Here is a 24,059-nt window from a genome sequence, read left to right as displayed (position 1 = left end):
TAAATGGTATATTGTCCAAAAGAATGATAAAAATGAAATCCTGGCATCTGCTGATCAGCTTTTATAAAAGTTATATTTTCCTCTCCGGCATTTTTACGCTGTTATCTGCCTATACCCTTTTTCTTTACGGCCCACCCTCTTACACCATTATTTTCTGGTTCAAGCTCTTGACCACAGGCACTATCATTTATTATATCAGCAACTATAAAAAAAGTGATTTTTATTATTATATGAATTTTGGCCTGTCAAAGCTACATCTATGGAGCAGCACACTGGCGTTTGATTTCCTGATCTGTTTTGTCGCACTTTTGGTTACCGAAACGTACCGATGATCCACAAAATGGAAGCCGACAGCATACAGCTGGAATTTGGAACAAGGAAAATCCTTTCAGACATCTATATACAATGTGAAACAGGAAAAATCACCGGCCTGCTGGGCAGAAACGGAAATGGAAAAACATCGCTGATGAATATCATTTACGGGAATCTGAATGCCAGCCATAAGTCAGTTCGGTTTGATGGCAAAATGATAAACACCCCTTATCTGCGTCCCGAACTGCTGCGGTATTTGCCCCAGTTCCATTTTATCCCTAAAAACATCAGTCTGAAAAGGGCATTTTCAGATTTCAATGTTGATTATGCTCCCTTCGAAGTGCTCTTTCCTGAATTTAACAACAAATACCTTTCGCCGCTCTCCTCCTTGTCCGGAGGACAACGCAGATTGATAGAAATCTATACCATTTTAAAGTCAGACACCCAGTTTGTTTTGCTGGATGAACCCTTTTCCAATTTAAGTCCTGTATGGATTGAAAGTATACAGAAACTTCTCACAACAGAAAAGCAGCACAAAGGGATATTGGTTACGGATCACCTGTATCGTGAAATTATTGCGGTTCAGGATGATCTTTATTTACTGGTTGACGGAAGAATACGGTTAATCAAAGACCTGGCAGAACTGGAATACCTGGAATATGTCAGATTTTAATCGATGAAAATTGAAATATTTAGAGATAGCCTGAGCTTCTTTGACTATCGACAACAAAACCATATTTTGATGATTCAGCGCGTTGTTGGTCATTGCTTTGGAAAACACCCAGTATATACCCAGTCCATAAGCAGTCAAATCTTGTTTTTCCTATGTGGTGATCAGGAGTTAGCTGGCAATAAAATGAGTATATACCAGCAGGCTGCCCGAACACGTCGCGAACAGTTGCCGCCTCATCCCCATTTCTACATGGTTGTAATGGACTACTACCTTTCCATCAAGACCTATTTTGAAACCAGCACAAACCAATGGCATTTAAATTTGTTAAGCCTGTAAATAATTTCATTTCACAGGTATCAAAAAATATCATTATGAAAAACTACCATTTAACCTTTCTTATCGCAGCAGCACTGGGCATAAGTGCTTGTCAAAATGCAGACCGGAATAACCGTGATGAAGCTGCAACAACAAATACAGACACCATTAGTGACACCACTTCCAGGGCACAGGTATATACTGCGGATGTAGATTTAAAAGGAGATGAAAAAGCATTTATCATCCAGGCCTATGCTACAGGAATGACAGAAATTGAAACCGCAAAAATTGCTGTGATCAAAACTGCCAATGCAAAAATTAAGGAATTTGCCAGCATGATGGTCAAAGACCATACAAAAGCGAATACCGACCTGGCCAAACTGGCTAAAGGCAAAGGGATCACTATCCCATCTACCCTGAGTGAAACACAGCTGAAACACATCAAACAAATGCAGGAACTCACCGGAAGATCTTTTGATATCCATTATATCAACATGATGGTGACTGATCACCAGGCAGCGGAAGAGCTGTTCGGGCATGCTACTTCCTATAAAGATGAAAACCTGAAAAATTTCATTCTGAATACCCTGCCGGTTATCCAGCAGCACAGCAAAATGATCACCAAAATCGGGAAGGACCTCAACATCAGCAATGCCGGCAATGGGGATGACCTTTCCAATGCCAATCCGGATTCACTGAGTCAGAAGCATTGATATTTTTTCTGCGTTAAACTACCGGACAGGATTTAAAAATGTATTTTCGCTGCATGTGCACGAGATATACGCTGACCAAACAGCAGAAAGAATTAAAAAAAGCGTATGAGGTAAAGCTGCCGCCGGGGTTTATTCCAAATTATAACCTGGCACCGACACAGAAGGGATTGGTGATCACCGCTGATGCGCCTGGGGAGGCACAGGAAATGCATTTCGGACTTGTTCCTTATTGGGCACAGAGCACCAAACTGGATTTTTCCACCCTCAATGCAAGAAGTGAAGAGGCCAATCTGAAAAAGACCTACTCACCATTGCTGAAGCACCATAAAACCTGCCTGGTTCTGGCTGATGGCTTTTATGAATGGGACAAGAAAAGCGGGATTGCCCTCCCCTACAGGTTTGTGCTCAAAGACCGGGAATTATTCGCCTTTGCAGGCTTATGGAGCCAGTGGAAAAATCCCTTTTCAGGAGAACTGTATCGCTCCTTTGCCATCATGACCACCACTGCCAACGAAACTGTCGGAAAAGTACATGATCCGAAATTCAGGATGCCGGTGATCCTGGACAAAAAGGAAGAAAGTTTATGGCTCAGCAAAGACCTTTCTGTACCGGACCTGCTTGGCCTCTGTGATGCCTATCCTGATGAGCTGATGGAGAGCTTTCGGGTGTCCCCTGCAGTCAATTCTACCGTGCTGAATAAGCTGCCAAATAACCACCCGGAATTAGTGTCCAGGATCACTATTTAGACTTTTTATTTGATCTTCGTCACCTATTCGCAGCTTTTCATTCCCAACGTTCCGTAATTAATTTTTTTCGTCCTACCTTGCTGAGGATTCGTTATTAGTGTATATATAATTAATTTCCCATGACTAAAAATATTTTTATAGCCTCTGCAGAACCTTACACAGGCAAATCAGTCATCGCTTTCGGAATGGTGAATATGTTACTCGCCAAAACCCAGAAAGTGGGCTATTTTAAACCCATTATCGCGCAGGAAGACCCTGCAAAAAAGGAGCAGCATATTGAGGCTATCCTGGATTATTTTTCCCTTCCCATCAATTACGCCGATACCTATGCTTTCACTCGGCAGCAGGTTCTTCATCAGTCTGAAGCGGAGAATACCGGCGAGATGATCAATACCATCATCAGCAAGTACAAAAAACTGGAGGAAAACTACGACTTTACCGTTATTGAAGGCAGTGATTTCCTGGGTGAAGGCATTGCCTTCGAATTTGAATCCAATGCGCAGATTGCCAAAAACCTGGGTGCCCCGGTGATCATGGTAGTTTCCGGAAAGGATAAAACAGCTTCACAGCTGGTGAATACAGCAACGACGATTTACCGGAATTTCCTGATGCGCGATGTACAGGTATTGGGTGTGGTTGCCAACATGGTAGCGCTGGACGATACAGAAAAAATCCGCGAGGCACTGAGCAAACAGCTTCCGGCAGGAACGATGATTACCATTATTCCTTTGGAGAGCGGATTGCAGAGTCCGACCATGAAAGAAATTACCCATGCTTTAAATGCCAAAGTATTATTCGGGGAAGAACTGATGGTCAATCAGGTCGATCATTTCATTACCGGTGCGATGATGCTTCCTAATTTCCTGAGACACATCAAAGAAAATGTGCTGATTGTAACGCCTGGTGACCGTGGTGATATTATTATAGGTTCCCTGCAGGCCAACCTTTCGGCAAACTATCCTAAAGTAGCTGGGATTGTCCTGTCCGCAGGAACTTTACCGGATGAGCCGATGCTCAGGCTAATTGAAGGTCTTCAGACGGTTATCCCTATTATTTCTGTAGAGATGGGAACATTTGAAACCACTAAAGCCATTGGTGCCATCCATTCCAAAATCACCATTGACAACAGGAAGAAAATAGAACTTGCGATTGATGTATTCGAGAAATACGTAGATGTACAGGTGCTGGATGATAAGATCATTACCTTTAAATACGAAGGGATCACACCGCATATGTTCCAGTATCAATTGATGAAATGGGCAAAAAGCCAGAAAAAACACATCGTGTTACCGGAAGGAAATGACGAGCGCGTATTAAAGGCCGTAGAGAAACTGATTAGCCAGGAGATTGTAGAGATCACTTTACTGGGCGATCCGCTGGAAATCGGCACGACCATTAAAAGACTGGGCCTAACGCTGGACATCAATGCCATCCACATCCACAATCCTGCAGATTCCGATCATTATGATGATTACGTAGAGACCTTATACGAGTTGCGCAAGACCAAAAATGTGAACATGGAAATGGCAAGGGATATGATGACGGATGTATCTTATTATGGCACCATGATGGTGTACAAAGGTCATGCAGACGGAATGGTTTCCGGTGCAGTACATACTACCCAGCATACAATCAGACCGGCACTTCAGTTTGTAAAAACCAAAAAAGGAGTTTCCGTGGTTTCCTCTATCTTCTTTATGTGCCTGCCGGAACGTGTAGCCATTTTTGGAGACTGTGCTGTTAACCCTAACCCTACTGCGCAGCAGCTGGCTGAAATTGCCATCTCTTCTGCCGAAAGCAGTGCCCGTTTTGGTATTGAACCACGTATTGCCATGTTATCTTATTCCTCAGGAAGTTCAGGTGAAGGTGAAGATGTGGAACGTGTACGTGAGGCCACAGCGATTGTTAAGGAAAGACGTCCGGATTTAAAAATTGAAGGCCCTATTCAATACGATGCTGCAGTTGATCCACTGGTAGGAAAACAAAAAATGCCGGGGTCTGAAGTTGCAGGCCGGGCGAGCGTGTTGATCTTCCCTGACTTAAATACCGGTAACAATACCTATAAAGCGGTACAACGTGAAACCGGTGCACTGGCTATCGGGCCAATGCTTCAGGGACTGAACAAACCGATCAACGATTTAAGCCGTGGATGTACTGTGGATGATATTTTCAATACGGTAGTGATTACCGCCATCCAGTGCCAGGACAATTAATCCCTTAGTAAAAAAGCATACATAAATTTAGACGATATACTTTAATATGAATATTCTAGTCATCAATTCAGGGAGCAGTTCCCTAAAATATCAGCTTTTTAAAATGCCTGCCCACCATCCTGTTTGTACCGGATTGGTGGAAAGAATTGGTATTGAAGGCTCTTTCATTAAACATACGCTGTTCGCAGCAGATGGTGGTAAAATCACCAAGGAAAAAGATACGTTCATTGCAAACCATGGCGACGGACTGAAACATGTGTTCGAAATGATGTCTGAAGGTGAACATGCAGTAATCAGCAGTGTAGATGATATCACTGCTGTTGGCCACCGTGTGGTACATGGAGGTGAATTTTTCTCCAGTGCTACCCTAATTACCAAAGAAGTGAAGAAGAAGATCAAAGATCTGTCTTCACTGGCACCGTTACACAATCCGGTATCCTATAAATGTATTGAAGTGGCGGAACTGACATTCCCTCATGCCAAACAGATTGCCGTATTTGATACTGCTTTTCACCAGACGATACCGGAAGAAGCTTACCGCTTTGCGATTCCTGAGTATTACTACAAAGAGCATGCAGTACGGGTATATGGCTTCCATGGTACCAGCCACAAGTACGTGAGTGAGCAGGCAACAGCCTGGTTGAATAAACCGAATGCCAAGGTGATCAGTATCCACCTTGGAAATGGATGCAGCATGACCGCCATTAAAGACGGTAAATCTATCGACACGAGCATGGGCTTCGGTCCTTTAAGCGGACTGATGATGGGTACCCGTTCAGGAGATATTGATCCTTCCGTGCTCTTCCATTTGATGGAAAGTTCAGGGTATACCACCGAACAGGTGAAAGCCTTGTTGAATAAACAATCTGGTTTATTGGGTGTAGGCGGTTCGAGTGATATGCGTGATATCAGGAAAATGCTGAGCCAGGGCAGTCATGCCGCAGAACTGGCCTTAAATATATATGCTTACAGGATCAAGAAGTTTATAGGTGCCTATTCAGCTATCCTGAATGGTGTGGATGCCATCCTGTTTACTGCAGGTGTAGGAGAAAATGACAATGCCACACGTGCAGCGGTATGTAAAGATATGGATTACCTGAATATCATCATGGATGAGAAGAAAAATGCACAGTATGCAGGCAAAACGCTGGACATCAGTACTCCGGAATCTAAAGTGAAGATCCTGGTGATCCCAACAAATGAGGAATTTGAAATTGCCAACCAGTGCTACCATATGGTGGAAGCCGTAGTGGAATAAGCTTTAGGCAGAACATCAGTACCTATTTCAATAGGTATTAAAAAAGGGGCTTTTATATGGAAGCCCCTTTTTTTGTATTTTTTTGGATGAATTGTTCGGGATATTTTTACCAGCCTTTCACAGCTCCGCCCTTAAATTCTGTTTCTGCAGCTTTGGCGACCTCAGGTGACTGAAAGGCCTGCACAAACTTTTTCACTTTTTCAGCGTCCTTGTTGTCCTCCCTGGATACAATGATATTTACATAAGGCGACTCCTTATCTTCTACAAATAGTCCGTCGCGATTCGCAATCAGTCCAACCGGAGTGGCAAAAGTATTATTGATTACCGCAATGACTACATTTTGGTCATCCAATGCCCTTGGTAACTGTGGTGCTTCCAATTCCACGATTTTAAGGTTTTTAGGATTGGCAACAATATCATTGAGTGTAGGCAACAGGCCTACATTATCTTTTAATTTCAGCAATCCTGCTTTTTGCAACAGCAATAGCGACCGGCCTTCGTTGGTAGGATCATTAGGGATAATAATTGTACTGCCATCTTTCAGCTCTTCCGTCTTCTTGATCTTTTTAGAATAACCTGCCAGGGGATACACAAAGGTATTGCCCTGAATAACGAATTTATACCCACGCTGTTTGGCCTGTACATCCAAGTAAGGTTTGTTCTGGAAAACATTCAGGTCGATATCCCCCTGGTGCAGGGCTTCATTTGGCATCACATAATCGTTGAACTGTACCAGCTCAACATCCAGCCCAAACTTTTCCTTCGCTACCTTTTGCGCAGCCAGGGCGACATTGTATTCCGGGCCAGCTTCCACCCCCACTTTAATTGCATTCGGATTGTCCTTTTTCGTTCCCCCTCCGCAGCTGATCAAAAAAGTAAGTATAAGCAGGCTCGTGATGGCCAGTAATTGATTCTTCATTCTCATGTAAAAAATATTATTTTGATAAAATTAGTTATTTCCTGTGGTCTACACGTCTGGAGATAAAATCACCTGCCAGCTGTATACAGAAGACCAGCGCGACCAATGCCAGCAATACCGTATTCATGACCACCACATCGTAGCCTACATAACCATACTGGTAACCGATCTGTCCCAGTCCCCCGGCACCAACAGCACCACCCATGGCCGAGTAACCGACAAGGGTAATCAGCGTAATTGATGCCGTATTGATAAGGGATGGCAGGGCCTCCGGCAGCAATACTTTATAGACAATCTGAAAAGGTGTGGCGCCCATAGCCCTTGCCGCTTCAACCAAACCGGCAGGTACTTCAATGAGACTGTTCTCTACCATTCTGGCAATAAATGGGGCGGCTCCAATGCTTAAAGGCACCAGGGCAGCTTCCACTCCGATAGATGTGCCTACCAGCATCCGCGTAAAAGGAATCATCCAGACAATGAGGATAATAAATGGAATAGAGCGGAAGATATTGACGATAACAGAAACAGTAAGGTTGAGGACCCTGTTCTCCAGTACCTGCCCCTTACGCGTCAGGTACAACATCACCCCTGTGGGAAGACCGATCACAAATCCGAAAAATCCAGCGGTAAAGGTCATGATGATCGTTTCCAGTGCTCCTTTAAGTAACAATAAAATCATTGAATCAGACATATCCGAGTACCTCCACTTTAATCTGTTTGGTTTGATAATGGGCAATTGCCTTTTGATTATTTTCCTCAGTCCCGGAGACTTCCACCACCATGGTACCGAATTGAACACCACCGGCATTCTCTATCTGGGCATAAATGATATTGTTATCCAGCTGGAATAAGCGGCTTACTTCAGAAATTACGGCGTCTCCGGCAGATAAACCGGTGAAATCAAGTTTCAGCAGTGGTTTATTCTTATCGTTCTTTACCTTTACCAGACGGTCCGTATATTCAGCAGGCAGGTCTACTTTTAATGAAGAGGCAACAAACTCAGCGGTAAGCGCTTCCTTGGGATGGGCAAAAATCTCGCTTACAGTTCCCTGTTCGATCAGCTGACCGGCGCTGATCACTGCCACTTCATCACAGATATTCTTGACCACATCCATTTCATGGGTAATCAGCAGAATGGTGATGTCCAGCCGTTTATTGATATCTTTTAACAAGACCAGGATAGATTTGGTCGTTGCCGGGTCAAGGGCACTCGTGGCTTCATCACATAACAAAACTTTGGGATTACTCGCAAGGGTACGGGCAATGGCCACCCTTTGTTTTTGTCCGCCAGATAAGCTCACCGGATAATCGTGCTGTTTTTCCTCCAGTCCCACGAGCGATAACAATGCCGTCACCCTTTGCCTGATTTCTTCTTTGGGCAGGCCTTCCAGCTCCAAAGGAAAAGCAATATTATCGAACACAGTCCTGGACGACAGCAGGTTAAAGTGCTGAAAAATCATTCCAATCTGTCTTCTTTCCTTTGCCAGCTGTGCAGGCGTCAATTTCAGGAGGTCAACCCCATCCACGATAACTTCACCGGAAGTAGGCCTTTCCAGCAAATTCACACAACGGATCAGGGTACTTTTACCGGCACCTGAGGCCCCGATAACGCCAAAAATCTTTCCTTTGGGAACAGTTAATGACACCTTGGACAAGGCAGTAATCTCACGGCTTTTGTGATGAAACTGCTTTGTAATTTTTTTTAGTTCGATCATGAAAATTTAAAGCGCTATTAATATAGCTGCAAAAATAGGAATAATAGTTAAATTCTAGTATTTATATAGACTATAGCTCATCTATGCTATTTGCGTGACAAATAAAAAAAGCCAACTGTTAAGTTTGGCTTTTTTTATATATGGTAAATGCTGTTGGTCAGCTTTATCGGGTCAGGTCAACCTTTTTATCTGCACTGCCCGGAATATATCCAAGGCCTGGGGTGAGCCAGTGCAACAGGAAAACACGTGAATAACGGTAATTGAACGGGGAACAGATCAGCACAGTAAGCAATAGAATTCCTACATAATACCATAAATTATCGTATTCCAAAGGCATTCCCAGGACATAGGTGGCAACGCTGGCGGTAATCATTTCCGCTACGTTCATCGCATAGCTGATAAACATGGATACATAGAAAAATCCTGGTTCCCTTTCAAATCTTAAACCACAGGCAGGGCAATATTCATTGGTAATTTGTCCTTTGAAAGAAAAGGAGTACATTCTCCCGGAGAAAATATTCCCCTCCCTGCAACGGGGACATTTACATTGAACAACAGCTTCGAATTTTGAGATCGGTTTCATCTGAATATAATTTTTATGCGTATGAGTTATCATCAGCATATCCATTGTCATTAAGAGCTGTATGCCTGAGATAGTTCATAAACTGATGTATTGTGCAACAAAGATACGTATTGTATATCCTTTATTCTTATGACCTATGTCATATCATCCGTAAATTCTAACAGTTTATAATCTTTCCGTTTAATAATTTAATTTCCCCGGTATCGCTTAATTTTTTAATGGTGCGGATAACAGTCTCCACCCTCAGTCCACTTCTGTCAGCTAACCCCTGCCGTGTAATATCCAGTACCTCGCCTGATTGCAGATCCTTGCTGAGGTACCTGATTAAGGTGAGTAGTCTATGCTCTGCCTGTTCATTCCCCAGTTCTTCCAGCATCATCGATTTATAGAACAATCTGTTGCTCAGGGCATAAATGAGATCCATACTGAAATCCCTGTTTTCCTCCAGCATTTTTAAGAAGGAGTTTTTATCTATCAGGATGAGTTCTGTGTCTTTGGAGGCGATGGTATAAGCCAGGTAAGGCCGGTCGAGCAACAGGGCGGGTTCTCCGAAATATTGTTTTGGTTTGTAGATTCCCTGGATAAACTCCTTCCCAAGCTCATTAACTGTCACCATCCTCACCTCTCCGCTTTTCACGAAGTAGACATACCTGGGTTTTTGTTCCGGTTCATAAATAACCGTCCCCTTTTTATAATAGAGAATTTTAAAGTGGTGGTCGGTCAGGTATTTTAAAATCATAGTAAAAAATAAAAGCGGCAGTACAGCTGCCGCTTTGTGAGGTATAGGTCTTTGATTTTATCCCTACAATGTTTTGGCAGTGGCTAAATGTGATTCGAGATAAACGATTTTGTTCTTCGCATAATTTCTGAGGTCCGCATCAAAAACACCATTTTTACCTGACGATGTCTGATAAGAATCCAGGATGTTCTGACCAGCAGACACCATTATCTCTTTGTATTTACTGTCAAAGGCCGTTCCGGAGAGGGCACGCAGTACAATTAGATCGGCCTCCTGTGCTGCAGTTACAGTTGTTGGGGTTGTCCATCCTTTTGAAGCTACGAGCACTGCCAGTTCATTTTTATACGAAGTAAATTCAGTTACCATTTTAGCACCATATTGTTTTACGGACTCAGTGGAGCCTTTGGATTGTGCAAGATCTCCGGCAGAGATCTGAAAAGCATTGAAAGTAGCCGCTTCATTCAAAAAGTCCTGATTGCTGATCTGGTAGTCGCCGTCTTCCGACTTGCAGGATGGAAAAAATAGGGTTACGGCGAAAAGAAGAAGGAGAGAACTTAATAAATGGATTTTTTTCATAAGGATTATAATTGTTTTTTAAAGGTGATGAAGCTATCATATGCCAATTCATTGCTATTTGTAAGTGGTAGGCTTATGATGGTCTCATCAAAATATAATTGAGTTTTCAGTTGTTCTTATTGTTTTTTAATTGTCTTCAAGCTGCCTGTGACGGTTTTAAAGTAATAAAGCCATCACATAAGCAGTTTACTGCTCCTTTTAAGCAGCATGCTCATAATGGTTTCATTGGAATACACAATATTTGTTCCAAAATACATTTTTTCTACTAAAAACGCCGATACAGGTGGGAAGAATTGAAAATTCCCATTGTCAGCAAATAGATTTTCTTTAACAAATTAAGAAACAAACCTGTTACATTGAGGTACTTAGCTCCTATTTTGACCAGGGACAACGAAAAAGAAAAAAAATATGACCCAACTCAGTTCTAAAAAGCCTCTCCAAGATTAAACACCACAGTACTGTATCCTTTACTTGCCGCATAGTCAATTCCAATATTGGTATTGGAACCCTTATTAAACTTCACGCGTAAACCTGTTCCTGCTGCGGGGTGCCAGGAAGTAAATAAAGAGCCAGAACCGCTTACACTATTCACATTGGTGAAAACGACAAAGCCCAATAAACCATTTCTGGTGATGTCACGCCTGTACTCGGTCTCCAAGTAAAACAAGGTTCTTCCCCGGTAACGGTTTTGTTCCATTCCCCGTGCCGAGCGGTTATAGGGATCCCATCCTGTGCTGGGCAAATCAAGATAAGGAGTTTTGCTGTTCAGTGTTGTCCAGAAATAAGACCAGATGGCAAGGGTATTCTGCTGGTTGCGGTCTACCGGGTTTAGGTTGATGTATTTCCGGACATCTGTATAGATAGAGCTCCAGCTGTCATTACTTCCAAGGAAACCGGGATTGATCCGGTAGACCAGGTTGGCATAGACCCCTGGCAGAGGATTTATAGAATTGTTACGGGTATCATACAGCAGGTTAAAGCTGATTCCGGAAGAAAATGAATTCTTTCCGGTTCCATAATTATATCCGGTATAATCTTTCAGGCTGACTTCAGGATTGTCATTGTTGATATTGAAATGATAATCAAGGTTATATCCCATCCCGGCAAATAAATAGGGTTCTATCCTTTTCAATGCACTCTGGTAAAACCTGATATACTTATAGTTCACCAGTGTCCTTTCGTCATACTTCCGGTTACTTCCTAATCCCCAGGTATATTGTGGATAATATAAAAACCGCGTATCTCCCTGAATATTCCAGGTATTGTCCTTCAGCCATATATTGGAACGCAAAGGCAATCCGAACCGGCTCTTAAAATTCCAGTAAGGGGCAAAGGTAACGCTGGAAAGGTTCGTGGTGCGCTTAGGCCCCAGGTATACACCTGCGGTGGTACTTGTGATCAGCACGTTACCACTTCCTCCCGGCGCACTGCTGCTCACGGGGAGTATGGAAAAATAAATTTTCTTGTCGCGTTCTGCCCTCATCTTCTGCGGACTGATACGGAAAAGAGCTTTTCCTATATCGATCAGGTCGGTTTGCCGGGCGGTATCTTTAACTGTATTATTCTGAGGTATAACATTGTTGGAATTCTGCGCCAGCAGCGGGAAAGGAAATAAGAGAGAGAGAATAAGATGAAGTTTTCGCATGTGGTATGGATGAAGCTGCCGTTTTTATTGCAGTAAATATGACATATAACAACGCAGTGGGGTGAATGTTTCAAACAAAAAGGATAAACAATCCCGCTGAAAAGCCAGGTGTATGTTCAATTGTGTTCCAACACAAAGCCTTTCAAACACTTTGCATCACTCGTTTAAAAGCATTTGAAAACGTTTGAAAGGCTTTGTGTAGTGGGATTGCCGGTTGATCAGGGTTTTGCAGGAATACTTTTTCCTGCACTGACACTATCTGTTCCCCTGTCATTCCTAAAAGAGTGGGTGCTGTCCGCTTGTCCCACAGTCGTCGTGTCGGTCAGCGTTGTATCCATAACAGCACCGTCATTACCAGAAGAATCGGTTCCGGAAGTACTTTTATTATTACTGCACGAAGCCATTGCAATTCCTGCAGTAGCCATCGCTAAAAAAAAACGGTTCAACTTCATCATCTCCGGTTTAATTAGGTATTAATTGATAATCAGATAATAGAAAAACAATCAGCACCTTAAAAAGTTTTTGGAGGGCATGCGGGCGACCGTTAAACTGAACCAAATGTCTTTAGTTGAGGCTATATTTGGCCTGTTGAAAATTGAAAGTTATTTTATTGAGGTAAAGCAGGCTCACCACATAATTAACCATCTCGGCCTGATCGGTAGTCAATGGAAATGAAAATTCATAAAGGTTTTCCGGCGAAGATCCGTTGTAACAGGTTTCAAGGATAACCTTAACCTGCTGGCTTTGCCTGTAGACATGGATATCATAGGATACCACGGTCAGCTTATTTCCTACGCCCCTGGTTAATAAGGGAGAGGAAAAAAAAAGATACGTCTTACGGTAAGTGATCGCTTTGGCATTGATCGTAATGATTTCTTTGCCAAACAGGTTCCATATGGTATATCTCATTAAAAAGGACAGGAAAACGAATGCGCCTGTAGTGAAGACATACATCCCCTGCAGCAGAGAAAATACAATACCGCAAACTACAATAAAATTGCAGATGATTAAAAAACACCGCGAACTTAAGGCAATATTACTGCCCACTGTGATATAAATATTATTTCCGTCGTAATCAAGACAGAAGTTATTTTCCTTCATTTCGAATCTTCATGATCATTAACAAAAATACCTGCTTATTGAAATAACGTCTCCAATTATTACATAAGGCCCTTTGAATTCAGTCAGCATATCCTTATCCTTTGTTTGATATGCTGTATATTTATCTACGTCCTTATTTAGGATAAGGATGAGCAATATTAAGAAACCGCAAACATAAAAGCAATAATTTGTTGTCATATTCTTGTATTTTACCTTCCTGCAAATATGGCCTTTATTGGGTGCTATGTCCCATTATAGATCAAAAGATAAATATGTCGTTACATGATGCCGTATTACACAGGAAATTTGGAAAAACAGAAAATAAACTCTACCATTGCTTCCTAATGAAGCGTTAAATAAATAATACAATTACGCCATTTAAAAATGGTTTTTTCACCAAATAGAAAACAATATGAAAAAGGTAGTTTTAACTGCATGGGCGATTTCTTCGTTTATAGCAGCAAATGCCCAGGAAACCGGGAATTTTAAAACCGTTATGAACCCTGGTGGAGCTACGCTCGGTTACTCGCCTGCTTCCGGTGTTCAAATTTTAACCGTTGGCAAATTCAAGTTCAAGGACCTTAACCAGAATGGGAAACTGGATAAATATGAAGACTGGAGACTTCCTGCGGAGGAACGTGCCAAAGATCTCGCGAAAAAAATGTCTGTGGCACAGATTTCCGGCCTCATGTTATACAGTCAGCACCAGGCCATCCCCTCTGCAGACGCAGGTTTCGGCGCGGGTACCTATAACGGACAGCCTTACAGTAAAAGTAATGCCAAGCCTTTCGTGTTAAACGATATGCAAAAAAAATTCCTTAAAGAAGACAATCTACGTCATATCCTGATCACTAAAGTGGAGAGTCCGGAGGTAGCAGCGAATTGGAATAACAACATGCAGGCCTTTGTGGAAGGTATTGGTCTAGGGATTCCAGGAAATACAAGTACAGATCCACGCCATACGGCAACTTCCAACAGTGAATTTAATGCTGGTGCAGGCGGTACCATATCGATGTGGCCTGACGGACTAGGGATGGCTGCTACATTTGAACCCGCACTGGTCAAACAATTTGGAAATATAGCAGCGAAAGAATACCGGGCACTAGGTATTGCAACGGCCTTGTCACCACAGATAGACCTGGGTTCCGAACCGCGATGGTACCGGATCTCCATGACCTTTGGTGAAAGTCCCCTGATGTCTGCAGATATGGCCCGTGCCTATATCGATGGGTTTCAGACTTCCTATGGAAAAGATGAAATTAAAAACGGCTGGGGATACAAAAGTGTAAATGCCATGGTGAAGCACTGGCCGAGTGGCGGTGCTGAAGAAGGCGGCCGGGATGGTCACTGGGCTTATGGTAAATTTGCTGTTTATCCAGGTAAAAACCTGGAACAACACTTGTACCCATTCACCGAAGGGGCTTTTAAACTGGAAGGAAAAACTAAAGAAGCGGCTGCAGTCATGCCTTATTATACCATTACTTACGGACAGGATCCGACAGGAAACAATGTAGCAAATGGTTATAGCAAGTACATGATTACTGATCTGTTGAGAAAAAAATACAACTATGATGGAGTGGTTTGCACAGACTGGTTAATTACCGGGGAAGAGGGAGCTACACCGAATATTTTTGCTGGCAAACCCTGGGGAGCTGAGGCACTGACCATCAATGAGCGCCATTATAAAATCATTATGGCAGGAGTTGACCAGTTTGGAGGGAATAACGATGTTAAACCCGTATTGGCAGCTTATGAAATGGGGGTCAAAGAACATGGTGAAAAGTTTATGCGTGCACGTTTTGAAACTTCAGCAGTCAGGTTATTAAAAAATATTTTCCGTGTCGGCTTATTCGAAAATGCCTACCTGGATCCACAGGAGAGTAAAAAAGTAGTGGGCAATGCAGAATTCATGAAAGCCGGTTACAATGCCCAGCTGAAATCGGTAGTGATGCTTAAAAATAAAGCAGGTGTTTTGCCAATGGCCAAAACAAAAACTGTATATGTTCCTAAAGTATACTTTCCGGCTGTTAAAGACTGGTGGGGAATCTATACCGCCGCAAAGTTCGATTATCCGGTAGATATCAATGTGATCAAAAAATACTATAACGTAACGGAAGATCCGTCCAAAGCAGATTTTGCCATTGTTTTTGTATCCAGTCCGTACAGCGCAGATGGCGGTTACGATATCAATGACAGAAAAGCGGGTGGAAATGGTTATGTACCTATTACACTTCAATATTCCACTTATACAGCAACTGAGGCAAGAGCCCAGAGTATAGCGGCAGGTGATCCGGTTATTGATTCGACCATCACTAACCGTTCTTATAAAGATAAATCAGTCACTGCGAACAACACGATGGACTTAAGGACAATCCAGGATACAAAAGGCCAGATGAAAGACAAACCGGTCATTGTCGTGGTAAATGCTTCAAAACCAATGATTTTTAATGAATTTGAGCAAAGTGTAGATGGAATTGTTTTACACTTCGGGGTTTCCGGACAGGCGGCACTGGACATCATCTCTGGCGCAGCAGAACCATCAGGTTTATTGCCCCTGCAAATGCCCAAAAACATGTCTGTTGTAGAAAAGCAGTATGAGGATGTTCCTTTTGATATGGAATGCCATACAGATAGCGAAGGAAACGTATATGATTTTGGATTTGGATTGAACTGGAAAGGTAAAATAAGCGATGCAAGAACTGCAAAATACCATTCAAAATAAATAGATCAATACGATCCAGGCCAACTGGATAGTTTTTCAAAGCCCCTGTATCCTCTCGAAGGTTCAGGGGCTTTGATTTTTACCTCCCCACTCCCCTACAATCTTTATGAAACAAGCACGAGGGATACCGGAGTGAAAAGCAGAATAATTCTTGCTTACCAAAAATCTGAAACAAATACCTGAGATACCCGCATAAAAAGCAAAATAATTCTTGCTTACTAAAAATAATATATCTTACTTTGTAATTCAAAGTTCTTTTGCAATGCAGGAAAAAGATATTTATTCAGAATTGAGTTCCATCAGGAACCTCATGGAACGTTCAACCAAGTTTATCTCCCTTAGCGGACTATCTGGAGTAATGGCTGGTCTTTATGCCATTCTTGGTGCTGTTGCTGCCTATTGTTTAGTCTATACGGGTGGGGGCTTAAGTTACAGGGCGCATTACATAAATGAAGCTGAAATTCTGTCTCAATTGTTTTTTATTGCCATAACAGTATTGGTACTGTCACTTTCCACCGGAATCTGGCTCACCATTCGCCAGGCGAAAAGAAAAGGTGAAAAACCATGGAATCCGATCAGTAAACGTTTACTGGTCAATATGGCCATCCCCTTACTCAGCGGGGGAATCTTTATCCTTATCCTGATGTACAGGGGCGAATATGCGGTAATAGCTCCTTCCTGCCTGATATTTTATGGTTTGTCACTCATTTCCGGCAGTCACTATACCCTGTCCGATGTCAAATGGCTTGGTGTTTTTGAAATCGTTTTAGGTTTATTGGCCGCTTTATTTCCGGGCTATGGATTTATATTCTGGGTATTGGGATTCGGGGTACTTCACCTATTGTACGGTACAATTATGCATTTTAAATATAACCAGTGAAAATCTCATTAGAACAATTCGATAAGGCCTTTGAAAACCGGATTCGCTTACAGATCATGAGCGTACTGGTTGCAAATGAGCGATACGATTTCAATTCTTTGAAAGAGTTGCTGCAGGCTACTGATGGGAACCTGGCTTCGCATTTAAAAGCATTAGAGAAGGAAGATTATATTATTGTGAACAAAAGTTTTATTGGACGTAAACCGAACACCCAATATTCCGCATCTGACAGGGGCAGGTCTGCCTTTATCAAACACCTGGAAGCACTTGAAAATTTAATTAAACAGCAGAAACGCTAACTTTTTTTTTGACCATACACTTTGAATAGCAAAGTACTTTAAGAAAGCACAAACAACTTATTATCAATACATAAAAAACAGTCACCCTCAAATTAAACAAACACATGGAAAATTTACAAACAACCAAAGAAGGAATCAGGAGCTGGTTTGCAGAGTCAGTCCTGGTGAAGGTAGTCCTCATTGCATTTCTCACCTTGCTCCTGCTTATTCCATCGAACTGGATACAGGATCTCATTTCGGAAAGGCAGAACAGGCAGGAAGAGGTAAACAATGAAATATCAAATAACTGGTCAGGCAGCCAGCTGATTCAGGGGCCGGTAATGGTTATTCCCTACAAAACACTGGTACTGGAAAAAAACAGTGCCGGCAAGTCTGTGCAAAGAGAGATCTACAGCAACATATACCTTTTACCAGAGGAACTCAACATTCATAGCCAGGCTGAACCTATGACACTGAAAAGAGGAATATTTGAGGTCGTGGTGTACAACACAAAGGTGAGTGTAAACGGAAAATTTTCTGCCCTTGAGCTTAAGAAATCAGGAATTGATCCGGCAATGGTACAATGGGACAAAGCAAAAATAGATATTGGCCTCAGTGACTTAAAGGGACTGAAAAACAATCCGGTGATTCATCTGGAAAAGACCGCATATACGGTGGAGCCCGATTTTGGTTCATTGTCACTTTTCAGAAACAACCTGATTATTATGCCCGACTTAAGTACAGGCAAAAATACAGCGCTGAATTTCAATTTTGACCTTGATCTGAGGGGAAGCAGCGAACTGAACTTCATGCATCTCGGAAAAATAACTACAGTGAAGATCGATGGAAACTGGAACAGCCCGAAGTTTACCGGCCGGTATTTGCCCGACGAGCGTAAAATAACAGACAAATCATTTCATGCTTCCTGGAAACTCCCCTATTTCAACCGTCCCTTTGCCCAACAATGGATAGCCACGAATACCTCCATAAAAGATACAGAGAGCAAAGATTCTGCCTTCGGTGTTAAGTTTATCCTTCCGGTAGATCAATACCAGAAAACCACGCGTTCAGCCAAATATGCGATACTGATTATCCTATTGACTTTTGTATCACTTTTCTTCACCGAAATGATTGGCAAAAAGAAAGTGCACCTGCTACAATACGTATTAATTGGTGTGGCCATGAGTATTTATTACACCTTACTCCTTTCCTTAAGTGAACAGTTTGGGTTTGATATCGCTTACCTTATCGCTTCAATAGCCACTGTTGGCCTGGTCGGAACGTTCATTGCCATGTTGTTAAATAATAAAAAAACAGCAGCGGTTTTCAGCTGTATCCTTAGCGTTTTTTACAGTTTTATTTATGTGATTATTCAGCTGGAAGATCTTGCCTTGTTATTTGGCAGTGTAGGCTTATTCGTCATTGTCGCAACGATGATGTATTTGTCGGCAAAAATGGACTGGAATAAACAAGCAGCCTTACCTGAGGAAATAAATTAATAACCGGTATCAGGAACAGCCATTTCATGGATGTCTGGACATCCCAGGCATCCATGAATTTAACTCATTCTCCCTTATCTCACATACTTTGAAATTCTCATCAAAAAACATGTTCCAATTTAAGAAAACTTATTTAGGCATTGCCCTTGTCCTGTTCATCACAGAAATCCTGATTGCACTTTTTGCTCATGATGACTTCATACGCCCCTATGCGGGTGACTATCTGGTTGTTATATTTCTATATACCTTATTGAAAGGTTGTCTAAACATCCGCATCCTTCCGGCAGCCCTTGGTGTACTGTTGTTTTCTTACCTCATTGAAACCGCACAATACTTCCATCTGGTTGAATACCTGGGACTAAGCAAGTCAAAAATTGCCCTTGTGGTTTTAGGGAATTACTTTGCCTGGATGGACATCCTGGCTTACACCTTGGGTATACTCAGCGTCCTTACGGCAGAACATCTCTTTCATGAAAAGCTTGCCTTCTCTGTCGATCAGCAGTAGACTTCCACAGAAAAAAAAGTCCTGAAATTTTTACAGAAATTTGTCAGTCAGGAACGGTAGAACCTATTATATTTACCTCAAATCACTAATAACCTTAACCGACAAGGCAATTGTCGTAAATGAATTTATGGAGACAATAACGTCAATTGGCAATCATCGTACAGACAGCAGTTGTGACAATGGCAATCCTTATCCCTGTTACATCAATGCATCCGTTCCGCATGAGCAATTCATTCCTGAACACCTGTTCGTTTATCTTATTGCTGGGACGATGACTATTTTTGACGGAAACAAGGAATATCACCTGAAGGCCGGGGATTACTGTTTTGCGAGAAGGAACTACCTCGCAAAATACATGAAAAAGTCGCCTGCGGAGGGGGAGTTCAAAGCCACTTCCATCCTGTTCAAACAGGACTTTTTAAGACGTGTGAGTCAGGAATATGGTTACCAGGCAGATGGAAAAACGGGGAATGAGGCGATCATGCACTTGAAATCCAATTCTTTGCTTGAAGACTATCTGCATTCCTTATCTCCTTATATCGACACTGATGAGCCTGAAAACGAACACTTTCTCGCTTTAAAACACAAGGAAATTATACTTATCCTGTTAAAAACCAATCCGGAATTGAAAAATGTATTGTTTGACTTCAGCGAACCCGGCAAAATTGACCTGGAATCATTTATGCAGCAGAACTTCCGGTTCAACATCAGCCTGAAGCGCTTTGGTTACCTGACAGGCAGGAGTCTGACCACATTTAAGCGGGATTTTCAAAAGATATTTAAGACTGCACCAGGAAGGTGGCTCTTGCAAAAGAGACTGGATGAAGCCTATTACCTTATCCAAAAGAGAGGGCAGAAACCTTCACATGTATATTTAGAAGTCGGTTTTGAAGACCTCTCCCATTTTTCCTACGCTTTCAAAAAGGCTTTTGGAATTGCTCCATCACGGTTAATACAGGGAAACTAGAACAAAAAGAGCAGCTTCAGCAGAAAAAGGAATTGACAGGTGATGATGGGCAACCGTTTCGGGCATCCCCTTAGTCCTTCTTCAGACATCCCATGAACATAAAAGAAAAGAATCAGATGTAATATTGTCTATTCTCTTCTATCTTTGGCGGGTAAATTCAGGCGAAACCATTACACATACTGATGAACATTTCTGATCTCCTCATAAACGATAAAGAACAGGTATCCTTAAACGACCTTTTTCTGGACGAAGCCAGCAAGCAGCAGTTTGTGCAGCTCATCAAGGAACACAGCTATATTGAGGAACTCCATCAATATGGATTACCAGTCAATAATAAAATCATGCTGCATGGGAGCACCGGCTGTGGCAAAACCACTACTGCTAAAGCGATAGCGACTTCCCTGGGTAAAAATATCATGATCCTGAACCTGAGTAATATCATCTGCTCCCGTATTGGGGAAACCTCCCAAAATATTAAAATGGTTTTTGATAAAGCCAGGAAGGAAAAGGCGGTACTCTTCCTCGATGAGTTCGACCAGATCGGAAAGACCAGAAGTGTTGATGACAAGGATGTTGGGGAAATGCGCAGATTGGTGAATACCATGATCCAGCTGATTGACTATTACCCGGAAGATGCACTCCTTATTTGCGCAACGAACCATGAGTCATTTATTGATCCCGCACTTTTACGCCGCTTCCAGCTGAGCATAGGTTTTACCATGCCAACACCGGATGTGCTGGATGGTTATTATGACCAGTTATTGTCAAGGTTCCCGGCAAACATTCAGCAGATTCCGCGCAAATACGGGATCTCCTTTGCTGAAGCCAGGGATTATGCATTCACGACAGTTAAAAAGGCCTTAATTCAGGAGATCGAATTGAGGGGAACTCCTGTTGAAGCATAAACACAGTATCTTTTTAACTTGGAAGGAAGAATATGCTTTAGTCCGCTGTTATTAGGCACAAAAAAAGGAAAATCCTCTTTTTGTGCCTTTTATATTTTAAGGGAACTTAGTTTATCGCATAAAACTCAACATCTGTTAAAGTAATTCCTGTAGTGCCAAGATTACTTCCACCAGTCTTGATCACCACGTAGACCGTACCACTTTTATTAAATTGTATTTCATTTCCTGCACCTCCGCAGGAAATTGCAGAAAGTTTCCCGTCAAAGGGAGAACTCCCGCAGCCATTCCAGGTATTGAGGCCTGTCAAAGAAGCACCTCCGGAATAATCCTGTCCAGCTACAGGTGCCTTTTCATTGATGTAAACCTCAAACCAGGTATCCGCAGCCCCACTGCCAAAAACACGTGCATCAAACTTGTACTTCTTCCCTGCTTCCACTGTTACTGCCTGGTAAATACCCTTGTGTCCACCATTCCCTCCACTTGCCGTTGCCCCTGTAGCACCAAAATTCCAATTCACCCCATTACTGATACTCAGCACCGTCCAGTTTGAAGCATCTGCAGTTTTCATCTCCCCACCTTTCAGCAGGTTCTGTCCCTTGAAATCTTCATTCACTGTAATGGTCTGTGAAGATTCGGCAGTCCCTCCTTCCGTGAAAATTTTCATTCTCACCACATAGCTTCCTTTCTCCGGAAAAAACTTTGTAATGGTTTTTCCATCCCCAAAACTACCGCTCCCCAAATCCCAGTAGATATACCATGGAGATAACTTACTGTCGCAGGTAAAAGTAACACTATTGGGGTTTGCTGCATCTGCAGTATAACTAAATATCGCATCCGATGCGGCAGGAGCTACGGCCAGCTTCCCCTCTCCTTTGTCGCAGCTGGCGAAGATAAAAATCATTCCCAGGCAGCATATTTTTATGAATATTTGACTTATCTGTTTCATCTATTGATTTCTAATAACCCGGATTTTCAACTAATTTGCTATTGTTACTTCTTCTATCGCGACCTATTGGCAGGTAATACTGGCGTGCAAAGAAATTCATTTTCAATGTTTCTGCATTGATCGTTTCATAAGTGAAAGTCACCTTTCCATTGGCATCAATATGACGCAAGGGACGGTCGCCCTGTACCTGGATACTTAAAGCAGTGGTAGCCACACGCCATCTTCTTAGGTCCCAGTACCTGTGGTCTTCAAAAGCAAGTTCCAGCTTCCTTTCATTTCTGATCCTGTCTCTCAACGCGGTTCCGCTATAAGTCGCCAGGTTAAGATTCTTCAATAGTCCTGCCCTTGTCCTTACAGGTTCAATAAAGCTCCTCGCTTCTGCATCATTTCCAGTCTCCACGGCCGCTTCTGCTGCATTCAAATAGATTTCTCCCAATCTGGAAATAATATCATCCTGACCTGAATAATACTTCTGGGTAAACAGCGGAGATCCACTGTCATACAAATATTTACGAATATAGTAACCGGTCTTGGTCACATCCTGATTCAATCCCATCCCGTCTTTACCTACTCCTGTACCCGATTTGGTATCAATCACGCCATTTCTTTCTGTGGCATACCAGGACTCCACCTGTAAGCCCTGGAAAAGCGCATTATTGGTAATGATCGTTCCTGCAAGTCGCGGATCGCGGTCCACATAGGGATTGGCAGGATCGAAACCTGAATCCGGCTCGGAAGGAAGCAGTCCGGTACTCAGGACCTCATAACTATCCACCATTTGTTTCGTAGGTGATAAACTGGAGCCCCAGTCCACACGGTAGCTGAACGGCACATTTTTGATATCCCATTCATGGCCTTTTTCATAAGGAATATAAATCTTTTTAAAAATGGTCTCCTCCATTGTTTCATCGACAAACAGCTGGTAATAATTCTGGCTGGCGTCAGGATATTTCCTGAATAAGGTAAAGGGGCCGGTATTGATGATAAGTTTAGACGCATTTAAAGAGATCGTATAATACGCGGCGGCTGAAGCGGCAGGGATCCCTACTACCCCATTTAATTCTACGGTTCCATATTTGGCGATGCTTGCGGCATACAATGCTGCTCTTGACTCCAGCGCTTTTGCTGCCCATTTTGTTGCCCTTCCCTTCAGTGTCCAGCTGGCCGGCAATAAAGTATAGGCTTTTTGTACGTCGGCAATAATCTGGTCATAAACTTCTTTTTCGGTATTCCTTTCCGGAAAATACTCTTCAGCGGGTGTGGTTTCCGGATCCTGTGGGCTAAGGATAATCGGCACTCCGCCATATCTTTTAACCAGTTCAAAATACGTATAGGCCCTGATAAAGAATAACTCACCGAGGCGGTTATTTTTTTCCTCGGCAGTCAGCACCGCTGAACCTGCAGCCTCTATCTTTTGTAAGGAGTAATTTGCTTTATATACGTTCCAGTATCCCCACCAATCCATGGGCCACCAGTTGGTACTGGTACCCCAGTTTCCCGGTCTGAAGGTATTGGTCACGGAGGTCCAGTCGTACGAACTTCTGGCTTCATCGCTTAAGGTGTGGCGATACGCACCATCACCTACCCCACTAAAATCTGACAAGGGCGACCAGGGCATATTGTCATAAATTTTATAGATATAGGTATCCATTAATGCCCTGTCCTGCCATACGGCATCTTCCGTGATCCGGTCTAACGGAGGCTGATTAAGGAATTTTTTGCAAGACGAGAAAAGTAGGATGGCCAATAGAAATATAGTTAGTCTTTTCATCTGTAAATTATCTGTTTTTAAAGGTGATGAAGCTATCAGGCACCTATTCCTAGCTGTTTGTAAGCGGTAGGTGTATAA

The 24,059-nt window shown here is 42.5% G+C and carries 25 protein-coding genes; 14 read left to right on the top strand and 11 right to left on the bottom strand.

Annotated features, from left to right (window positions below; all coding sequences use genetic code 11):
• Window positions 1-32: 32 nt before the first annotated feature.
• From ACSBL2_RS12825 to ACSBL2_RS12795, 7 genes are all read left to right on the top strand, one after another.
• A complete protein-coding gene (locus ACSBL2_RS12825; RefSeq protein WP_442592097.1) occupies window positions 33-332 on the top strand; it encodes a hypothetical protein in 300 nt (99 codons plus the stop codon).
• Complete coding sequence (locus ACSBL2_RS12820) at window positions 329-985, top strand: ATP-binding cassette domain-containing protein (RefSeq protein ID WP_442592096.1); 657 nt, start codon at window positions 329-331, stop codon at window positions 983-985. The genes ACSBL2_RS12825 and ACSBL2_RS12820 overlap by 4 nt, the downstream gene beginning before the upstream one ends.
• A 3-nt stretch (window positions 986-988) precedes the next feature.
• Window positions 989-1,321, top strand: coding sequence for a hypothetical protein (locus tag ACSBL2_RS12815; RefSeq protein ID WP_442592095.1), 333 nt, complete (start codon window positions 989-991; stop codon window positions 1,319-1,321).
• 35 nt (window positions 1,322-1,356) lie between these two features.
• Window positions 1,357-2,013 carry a DUF4142 domain-containing protein gene (locus ACSBL2_RS12810; RefSeq protein ID WP_442592094.1) on the top strand — a complete coding sequence of 219 codons (657 nt, stop codon included), beginning with the start codon at window positions 1,357-1,359 and terminating at the stop codon, window positions 2,011-2,013.
• A 53-nt stretch (window positions 2,014-2,066) separates the two neighbouring features.
• A complete protein-coding gene (locus tag ACSBL2_RS12805; protein ID WP_442592093.1) occupies window positions 2,067-2,759 on the top strand; it encodes an SOS response-associated peptidase in 693 nt (230 codons plus the stop codon).
• Window positions 2,760-2,878: 119 nt separating this feature from the next.
• Window positions 2,879-4,972, top strand: a complete 2,094-nt coding sequence (gene pta, locus ACSBL2_RS12800; RefSeq protein ID WP_442592092.1) for a phosphate acetyltransferase — start codon at window positions 2,879-2,881, stop codon at window positions 4,970-4,972.
• A gap of 46 nt (window positions 4,973-5,018) precedes the next feature.
• Window positions 5,019-6,230 (top strand): acetate/propionate family kinase, encoded by a 1,212-nt coding sequence (locus ACSBL2_RS12795; RefSeq protein WP_442592091.1) that lies wholly within the window; start codon window positions 5,019-5,021, stop codon window positions 6,228-6,230.
• Between the two features lie 106 nt (window positions 6,231-6,336).
• On the opposite strand, the gene metQ is transcribed toward ACSBL2_RS12795, so the two are convergent.
• The 9 genes from metQ to ACSBL2_RS12750 form a co-directional block, all read right to left on the bottom strand.
• Complete coding sequence (gene metQ / locus ACSBL2_RS12790) at window positions 6,337-7,149, bottom strand: methionine ABC transporter substrate-binding lipoprotein MetQ (RefSeq protein ID WP_442592090.1); 813 nt, start codon at window positions 7,147-7,149, stop codon at window positions 6,337-6,339.
• Between the two features lie 34 nt (window positions 7,150-7,183).
• Entirely contained in the window at window positions 7,184-7,840 is a 657-nt protein-coding gene (gene metI, locus ACSBL2_RS12785; protein WP_442592089.1) for a methionine ABC transporter permease MetI, read from the bottom strand.
• Window positions 7,833-8,864: a methionine ABC transporter ATP-binding protein MetN gene (metN, locus tag ACSBL2_RS12780; protein ID WP_442592088.1), complete on the bottom strand. Its 1,032-nt coding sequence runs from the start codon at window positions 8,862-8,864 to the stop codon at window positions 7,833-7,835. Before metN ends, metI begins: the two co-directional genes overlap by 8 nt.
• A 163-nt stretch (window positions 8,865-9,027) precedes the next feature.
• Window positions 9,028-9,447, bottom strand: a complete 420-nt coding sequence (locus tag ACSBL2_RS12775; protein WP_442592087.1) for a DUF983 domain-containing protein — start codon at window positions 9,445-9,447, stop codon at window positions 9,028-9,030.
• Window positions 9,448-9,604: 157 nt separating this feature from the next.
• Complete coding sequence (locus ACSBL2_RS12770) at window positions 9,605-10,186, bottom strand: Crp/Fnr family transcriptional regulator (RefSeq protein WP_442592086.1); 582 nt, start codon at window positions 10,184-10,186, stop codon at window positions 9,605-9,607.
• A 63-nt stretch (window positions 10,187-10,249) separates the two neighbouring features.
• Window positions 10,250-10,762, bottom strand: coding sequence for a DUF4142 domain-containing protein (locus tag ACSBL2_RS12765; RefSeq protein WP_442592085.1), 513 nt, complete (start codon window positions 10,760-10,762; stop codon window positions 10,250-10,252).
• Between the two features lie 424 nt (window positions 10,763-11,186).
• Window positions 11,187-12,407, bottom strand: coding sequence for a BamA/TamA family outer membrane protein (locus ACSBL2_RS12760; protein WP_442592084.1), 1,221 nt, complete (start codon window positions 12,405-12,407; stop codon window positions 11,187-11,189).
• Between the two features lie 218 nt (window positions 12,408-12,625).
• Complete coding sequence (locus tag ACSBL2_RS12755; protein WP_442592083.1) at window positions 12,626-12,862, bottom strand: hypothetical protein; 237 nt, start codon at window positions 12,860-12,862, stop codon at window positions 12,626-12,628.
• A 109-nt stretch (window positions 12,863-12,971) separates the two neighbouring features.
• Window positions 12,972-13,508 (bottom strand): hypothetical protein, encoded by a 537-nt coding sequence (locus ACSBL2_RS12750; RefSeq protein ID WP_442592082.1) that lies wholly within the window; start codon window positions 13,506-13,508, stop codon window positions 12,972-12,974.
• A gap of 412 nt (window positions 13,509-13,920) precedes the next feature.
• On the opposite strand from ACSBL2_RS12750, the gene ACSBL2_RS12745 reads away from it, so the two are divergent.
• The 7 genes from ACSBL2_RS12745 (at window position 13,921) to ACSBL2_RS12715 (ending at window position 21,264) form a co-directional block, all read left to right on the top strand.
• Window positions 13,921-16,230 carry a glycoside hydrolase family 3 protein gene (locus ACSBL2_RS12745; protein ID WP_442592081.1) on the top strand — a complete coding sequence of 770 codons (2,310 nt, stop codon included), beginning with the start codon at window positions 13,921-13,923 and terminating at the stop codon, window positions 16,228-16,230.
• A gap of 262 nt (window positions 16,231-16,492) precedes the next feature.
• On the top strand, window positions 16,493-17,110 hold the full coding sequence (locus ACSBL2_RS12740; RefSeq protein WP_442592080.1) for a hypothetical protein: 618 nt from the start codon (window positions 16,493-16,495) through the stop codon (window positions 17,108-17,110).
• Complete coding sequence (locus ACSBL2_RS12735) at window positions 17,107-17,409, top strand: winged helix-turn-helix domain-containing protein (RefSeq protein WP_442592079.1); 303 nt, start codon at window positions 17,107-17,109, stop codon at window positions 17,407-17,409. Before ACSBL2_RS12740 ends, ACSBL2_RS12735 begins: the two co-directional genes overlap by 4 nt.
• Before the next feature lie 104 nt (window positions 17,410-17,513).
• On the top strand, window positions 17,514-18,887 hold the full coding sequence (gene creD, locus ACSBL2_RS12730) for a cell envelope integrity protein CreD (RefSeq protein WP_442592078.1): 1,374 nt from the start codon (window positions 17,514-17,516) through the stop codon (window positions 18,885-18,887).
• A gap of 109 nt (window positions 18,888-18,996) precedes the next feature.
• Entirely contained in the window at window positions 18,997-19,392 is a 396-nt protein-coding gene (locus ACSBL2_RS12725) for a DUF2809 domain-containing protein (protein WP_442592077.1), read from the top strand.
• A gap of 127 nt (window positions 19,393-19,519) precedes the next feature.
• A complete protein-coding gene (locus tag ACSBL2_RS12720; RefSeq protein WP_442592076.1) occupies window positions 19,520-20,359 on the top strand; it encodes a helix-turn-helix domain-containing protein in 840 nt (279 codons plus the stop codon).
• Between the two features lie 182 nt (window positions 20,360-20,541).
• Complete coding sequence (locus ACSBL2_RS12715; RefSeq protein WP_442592075.1) at window positions 20,542-21,264, top strand: AAA family ATPase; 723 nt, start codon at window positions 20,542-20,544, stop codon at window positions 21,262-21,264.
• 106 nt (window positions 21,265-21,370) lie between these two features.
• Here the strand turns inward: ACSBL2_RS12715 and ACSBL2_RS12710 are convergent, their stop codons facing one another.
• Together ACSBL2_RS12710 and ACSBL2_RS12705 are read right to left on the bottom strand one after the other, a co-directional pair.
• Window positions 21,371-22,165 (bottom strand): PKD domain-containing protein, encoded by a 795-nt coding sequence (locus tag ACSBL2_RS12710; RefSeq protein ID WP_442592074.1) that lies wholly within the window; start codon window positions 22,163-22,165, stop codon window positions 21,371-21,373.
• 55 nt (window positions 22,166-22,220) lie between these two features.
• Window positions 22,221-23,981, bottom strand: coding sequence for a RagB/SusD family nutrient uptake outer membrane protein (locus ACSBL2_RS12705; RefSeq protein ID WP_442592073.1), 1,761 nt, complete (start codon window positions 23,979-23,981; stop codon window positions 22,221-22,223).
• Between the last annotated feature and the right edge of the window lie 78 nt (window positions 23,982-24,059).

The organism is Pedobacter sp. AW31-3R, from assembly GCF_052180285.1.
In the GTDB taxonomy this organism is placed as follows: domain Bacteria; phylum Bacteroidota; class Bacteroidia; order Sphingobacteriales; family Sphingobacteriaceae; genus Pedobacter.
Note: the sequence above shows the minus strand (reverse complement) of the source record. Positions and strands in the feature narration are given on the sequence as shown.

Coding starts and splice junctions, on each gene's coding strand:
- ACSBL2_RS12825 (WP_442592097.1), top strand. CDS start 33: ATGAAATCCTGGCATCTGCTGATCAGCTTTTATAAAAGTTATATTTTC.
- ACSBL2_RS12820 (WP_442592096.1), top strand. CDS start 329: ATGATCCACAAAATGGAAGCCGACAGCATACAGCTGGAATTTGGAACA.
- ACSBL2_RS12815 (WP_442592095.1), top strand. CDS start 989: ATGAAAATTGAAATATTTAGAGATAGCCTGAGCTTCTTTGACTATCGA.
- ACSBL2_RS12810 (WP_442592094.1), top strand. CDS start 1,357: ATGAAAAACTACCATTTAACCTTTCTTATCGCAGCAGCACTGGGCATA.
- ACSBL2_RS12805 (WP_442592093.1), top strand. CDS start 2,067: ATGTGCACGAGATATACGCTGACCAAACAGCAGAAAGAATTAAAAAAA.
- pta (WP_442592092.1), top strand. CDS start 2,879: ATGACTAAAAATATTTTTATAGCCTCTGCAGAACCTTACACAGGCAAA.
- ACSBL2_RS12795 (WP_442592091.1), top strand. CDS start 5,019: ATGAATATTCTAGTCATCAATTCAGGGAGCAGTTCCCTAAAATATCAG.
- metQ (WP_442592090.1), bottom strand. CDS start 7,149: ATGAAGAATCAATTACTGGCCATCACGAGCCTGCTTATACTTACTTTT.
- metI (WP_442592089.1), bottom strand. CDS start 7,840: ATGTCTGATTCAATGATTTTATTGTTACTTAAAGGAGCACTGGAAACG.
- metN (WP_442592088.1), bottom strand. CDS start 8,864: ATGATCGAACTAAAAAAAATTACAAAGCAGTTTCATCACAAAAGCCGT.
- ACSBL2_RS12775 (WP_442592087.1), bottom strand. CDS start 9,447: ATGAAACCGATCTCAAAATTCGAAGCTGTTGTTCAATGTAAATGTCCC.
- ACSBL2_RS12770 (WP_442592086.1), bottom strand. CDS start 10,186: ATGATTTTAAAATACCTGACCGACCACCACTTTAAAATTCTCTATTAT.
- ACSBL2_RS12765 (WP_442592085.1), bottom strand. CDS start 10,762: ATGAAAAAAATCCATTTATTAAGTTCTCTCCTTCTTCTTTTCGCCGTA.
- ACSBL2_RS12760 (WP_442592084.1), bottom strand. CDS start 12,407: ATGCGAAAACTTCATCTTATTCTCTCTCTCTTATTTCCTTTCCCGCTG.
- ACSBL2_RS12755 (WP_442592083.1), bottom strand. CDS start 12,862: ATGATGAAGTTGAACCGTTTTTTTTTAGCGATGGCTACTGCAGGAATT.
- ACSBL2_RS12750 (WP_442592082.1), bottom strand. CDS start 13,508: ATGAAGGAAAATAACTTCTGTCTTGATTACGACGGAAATAATATTTAT.
- ACSBL2_RS12745 (WP_442592081.1), top strand. CDS start 13,921: ATGAAAAAGGTAGTTTTAACTGCATGGGCGATTTCTTCGTTTATAGCA.
- ACSBL2_RS12740 (WP_442592080.1), top strand. CDS start 16,493: ATGCAGGAAAAAGATATTTATTCAGAATTGAGTTCCATCAGGAACCTC.
- creD (WP_442592078.1), top strand. CDS start 17,514: ATGGAAAATTTACAAACAACCAAAGAAGGAATCAGGAGCTGGTTTGCA.
- ACSBL2_RS12725 (WP_442592077.1), top strand. CDS start 18,997: ATGTTCCAATTTAAGAAAACTTATTTAGGCATTGCCCTTGTCCTGTTC.
- ACSBL2_RS12720 (WP_442592076.1), top strand. CDS start 19,520: ATGGAGACAATAACGTCAATTGGCAATCATCGTACAGACAGCAGTTGT.
- ACSBL2_RS12715 (WP_442592075.1), top strand. CDS start 20,542: ATGAACATTTCTGATCTCCTCATAAACGATAAAGAACAGGTATCCTTA.
- ACSBL2_RS12710 (WP_442592074.1), bottom strand. CDS start 22,165: ATGATTTTTATCTTCGCCAGCTGCGACAAAGGAGAGGGGAAGCTGGCC.
- ACSBL2_RS12705 (WP_442592073.1), bottom strand. CDS start 23,981: ATGAAAAGACTAACTATATTTCTATTGGCCATCCTACTTTTCTCGTCT.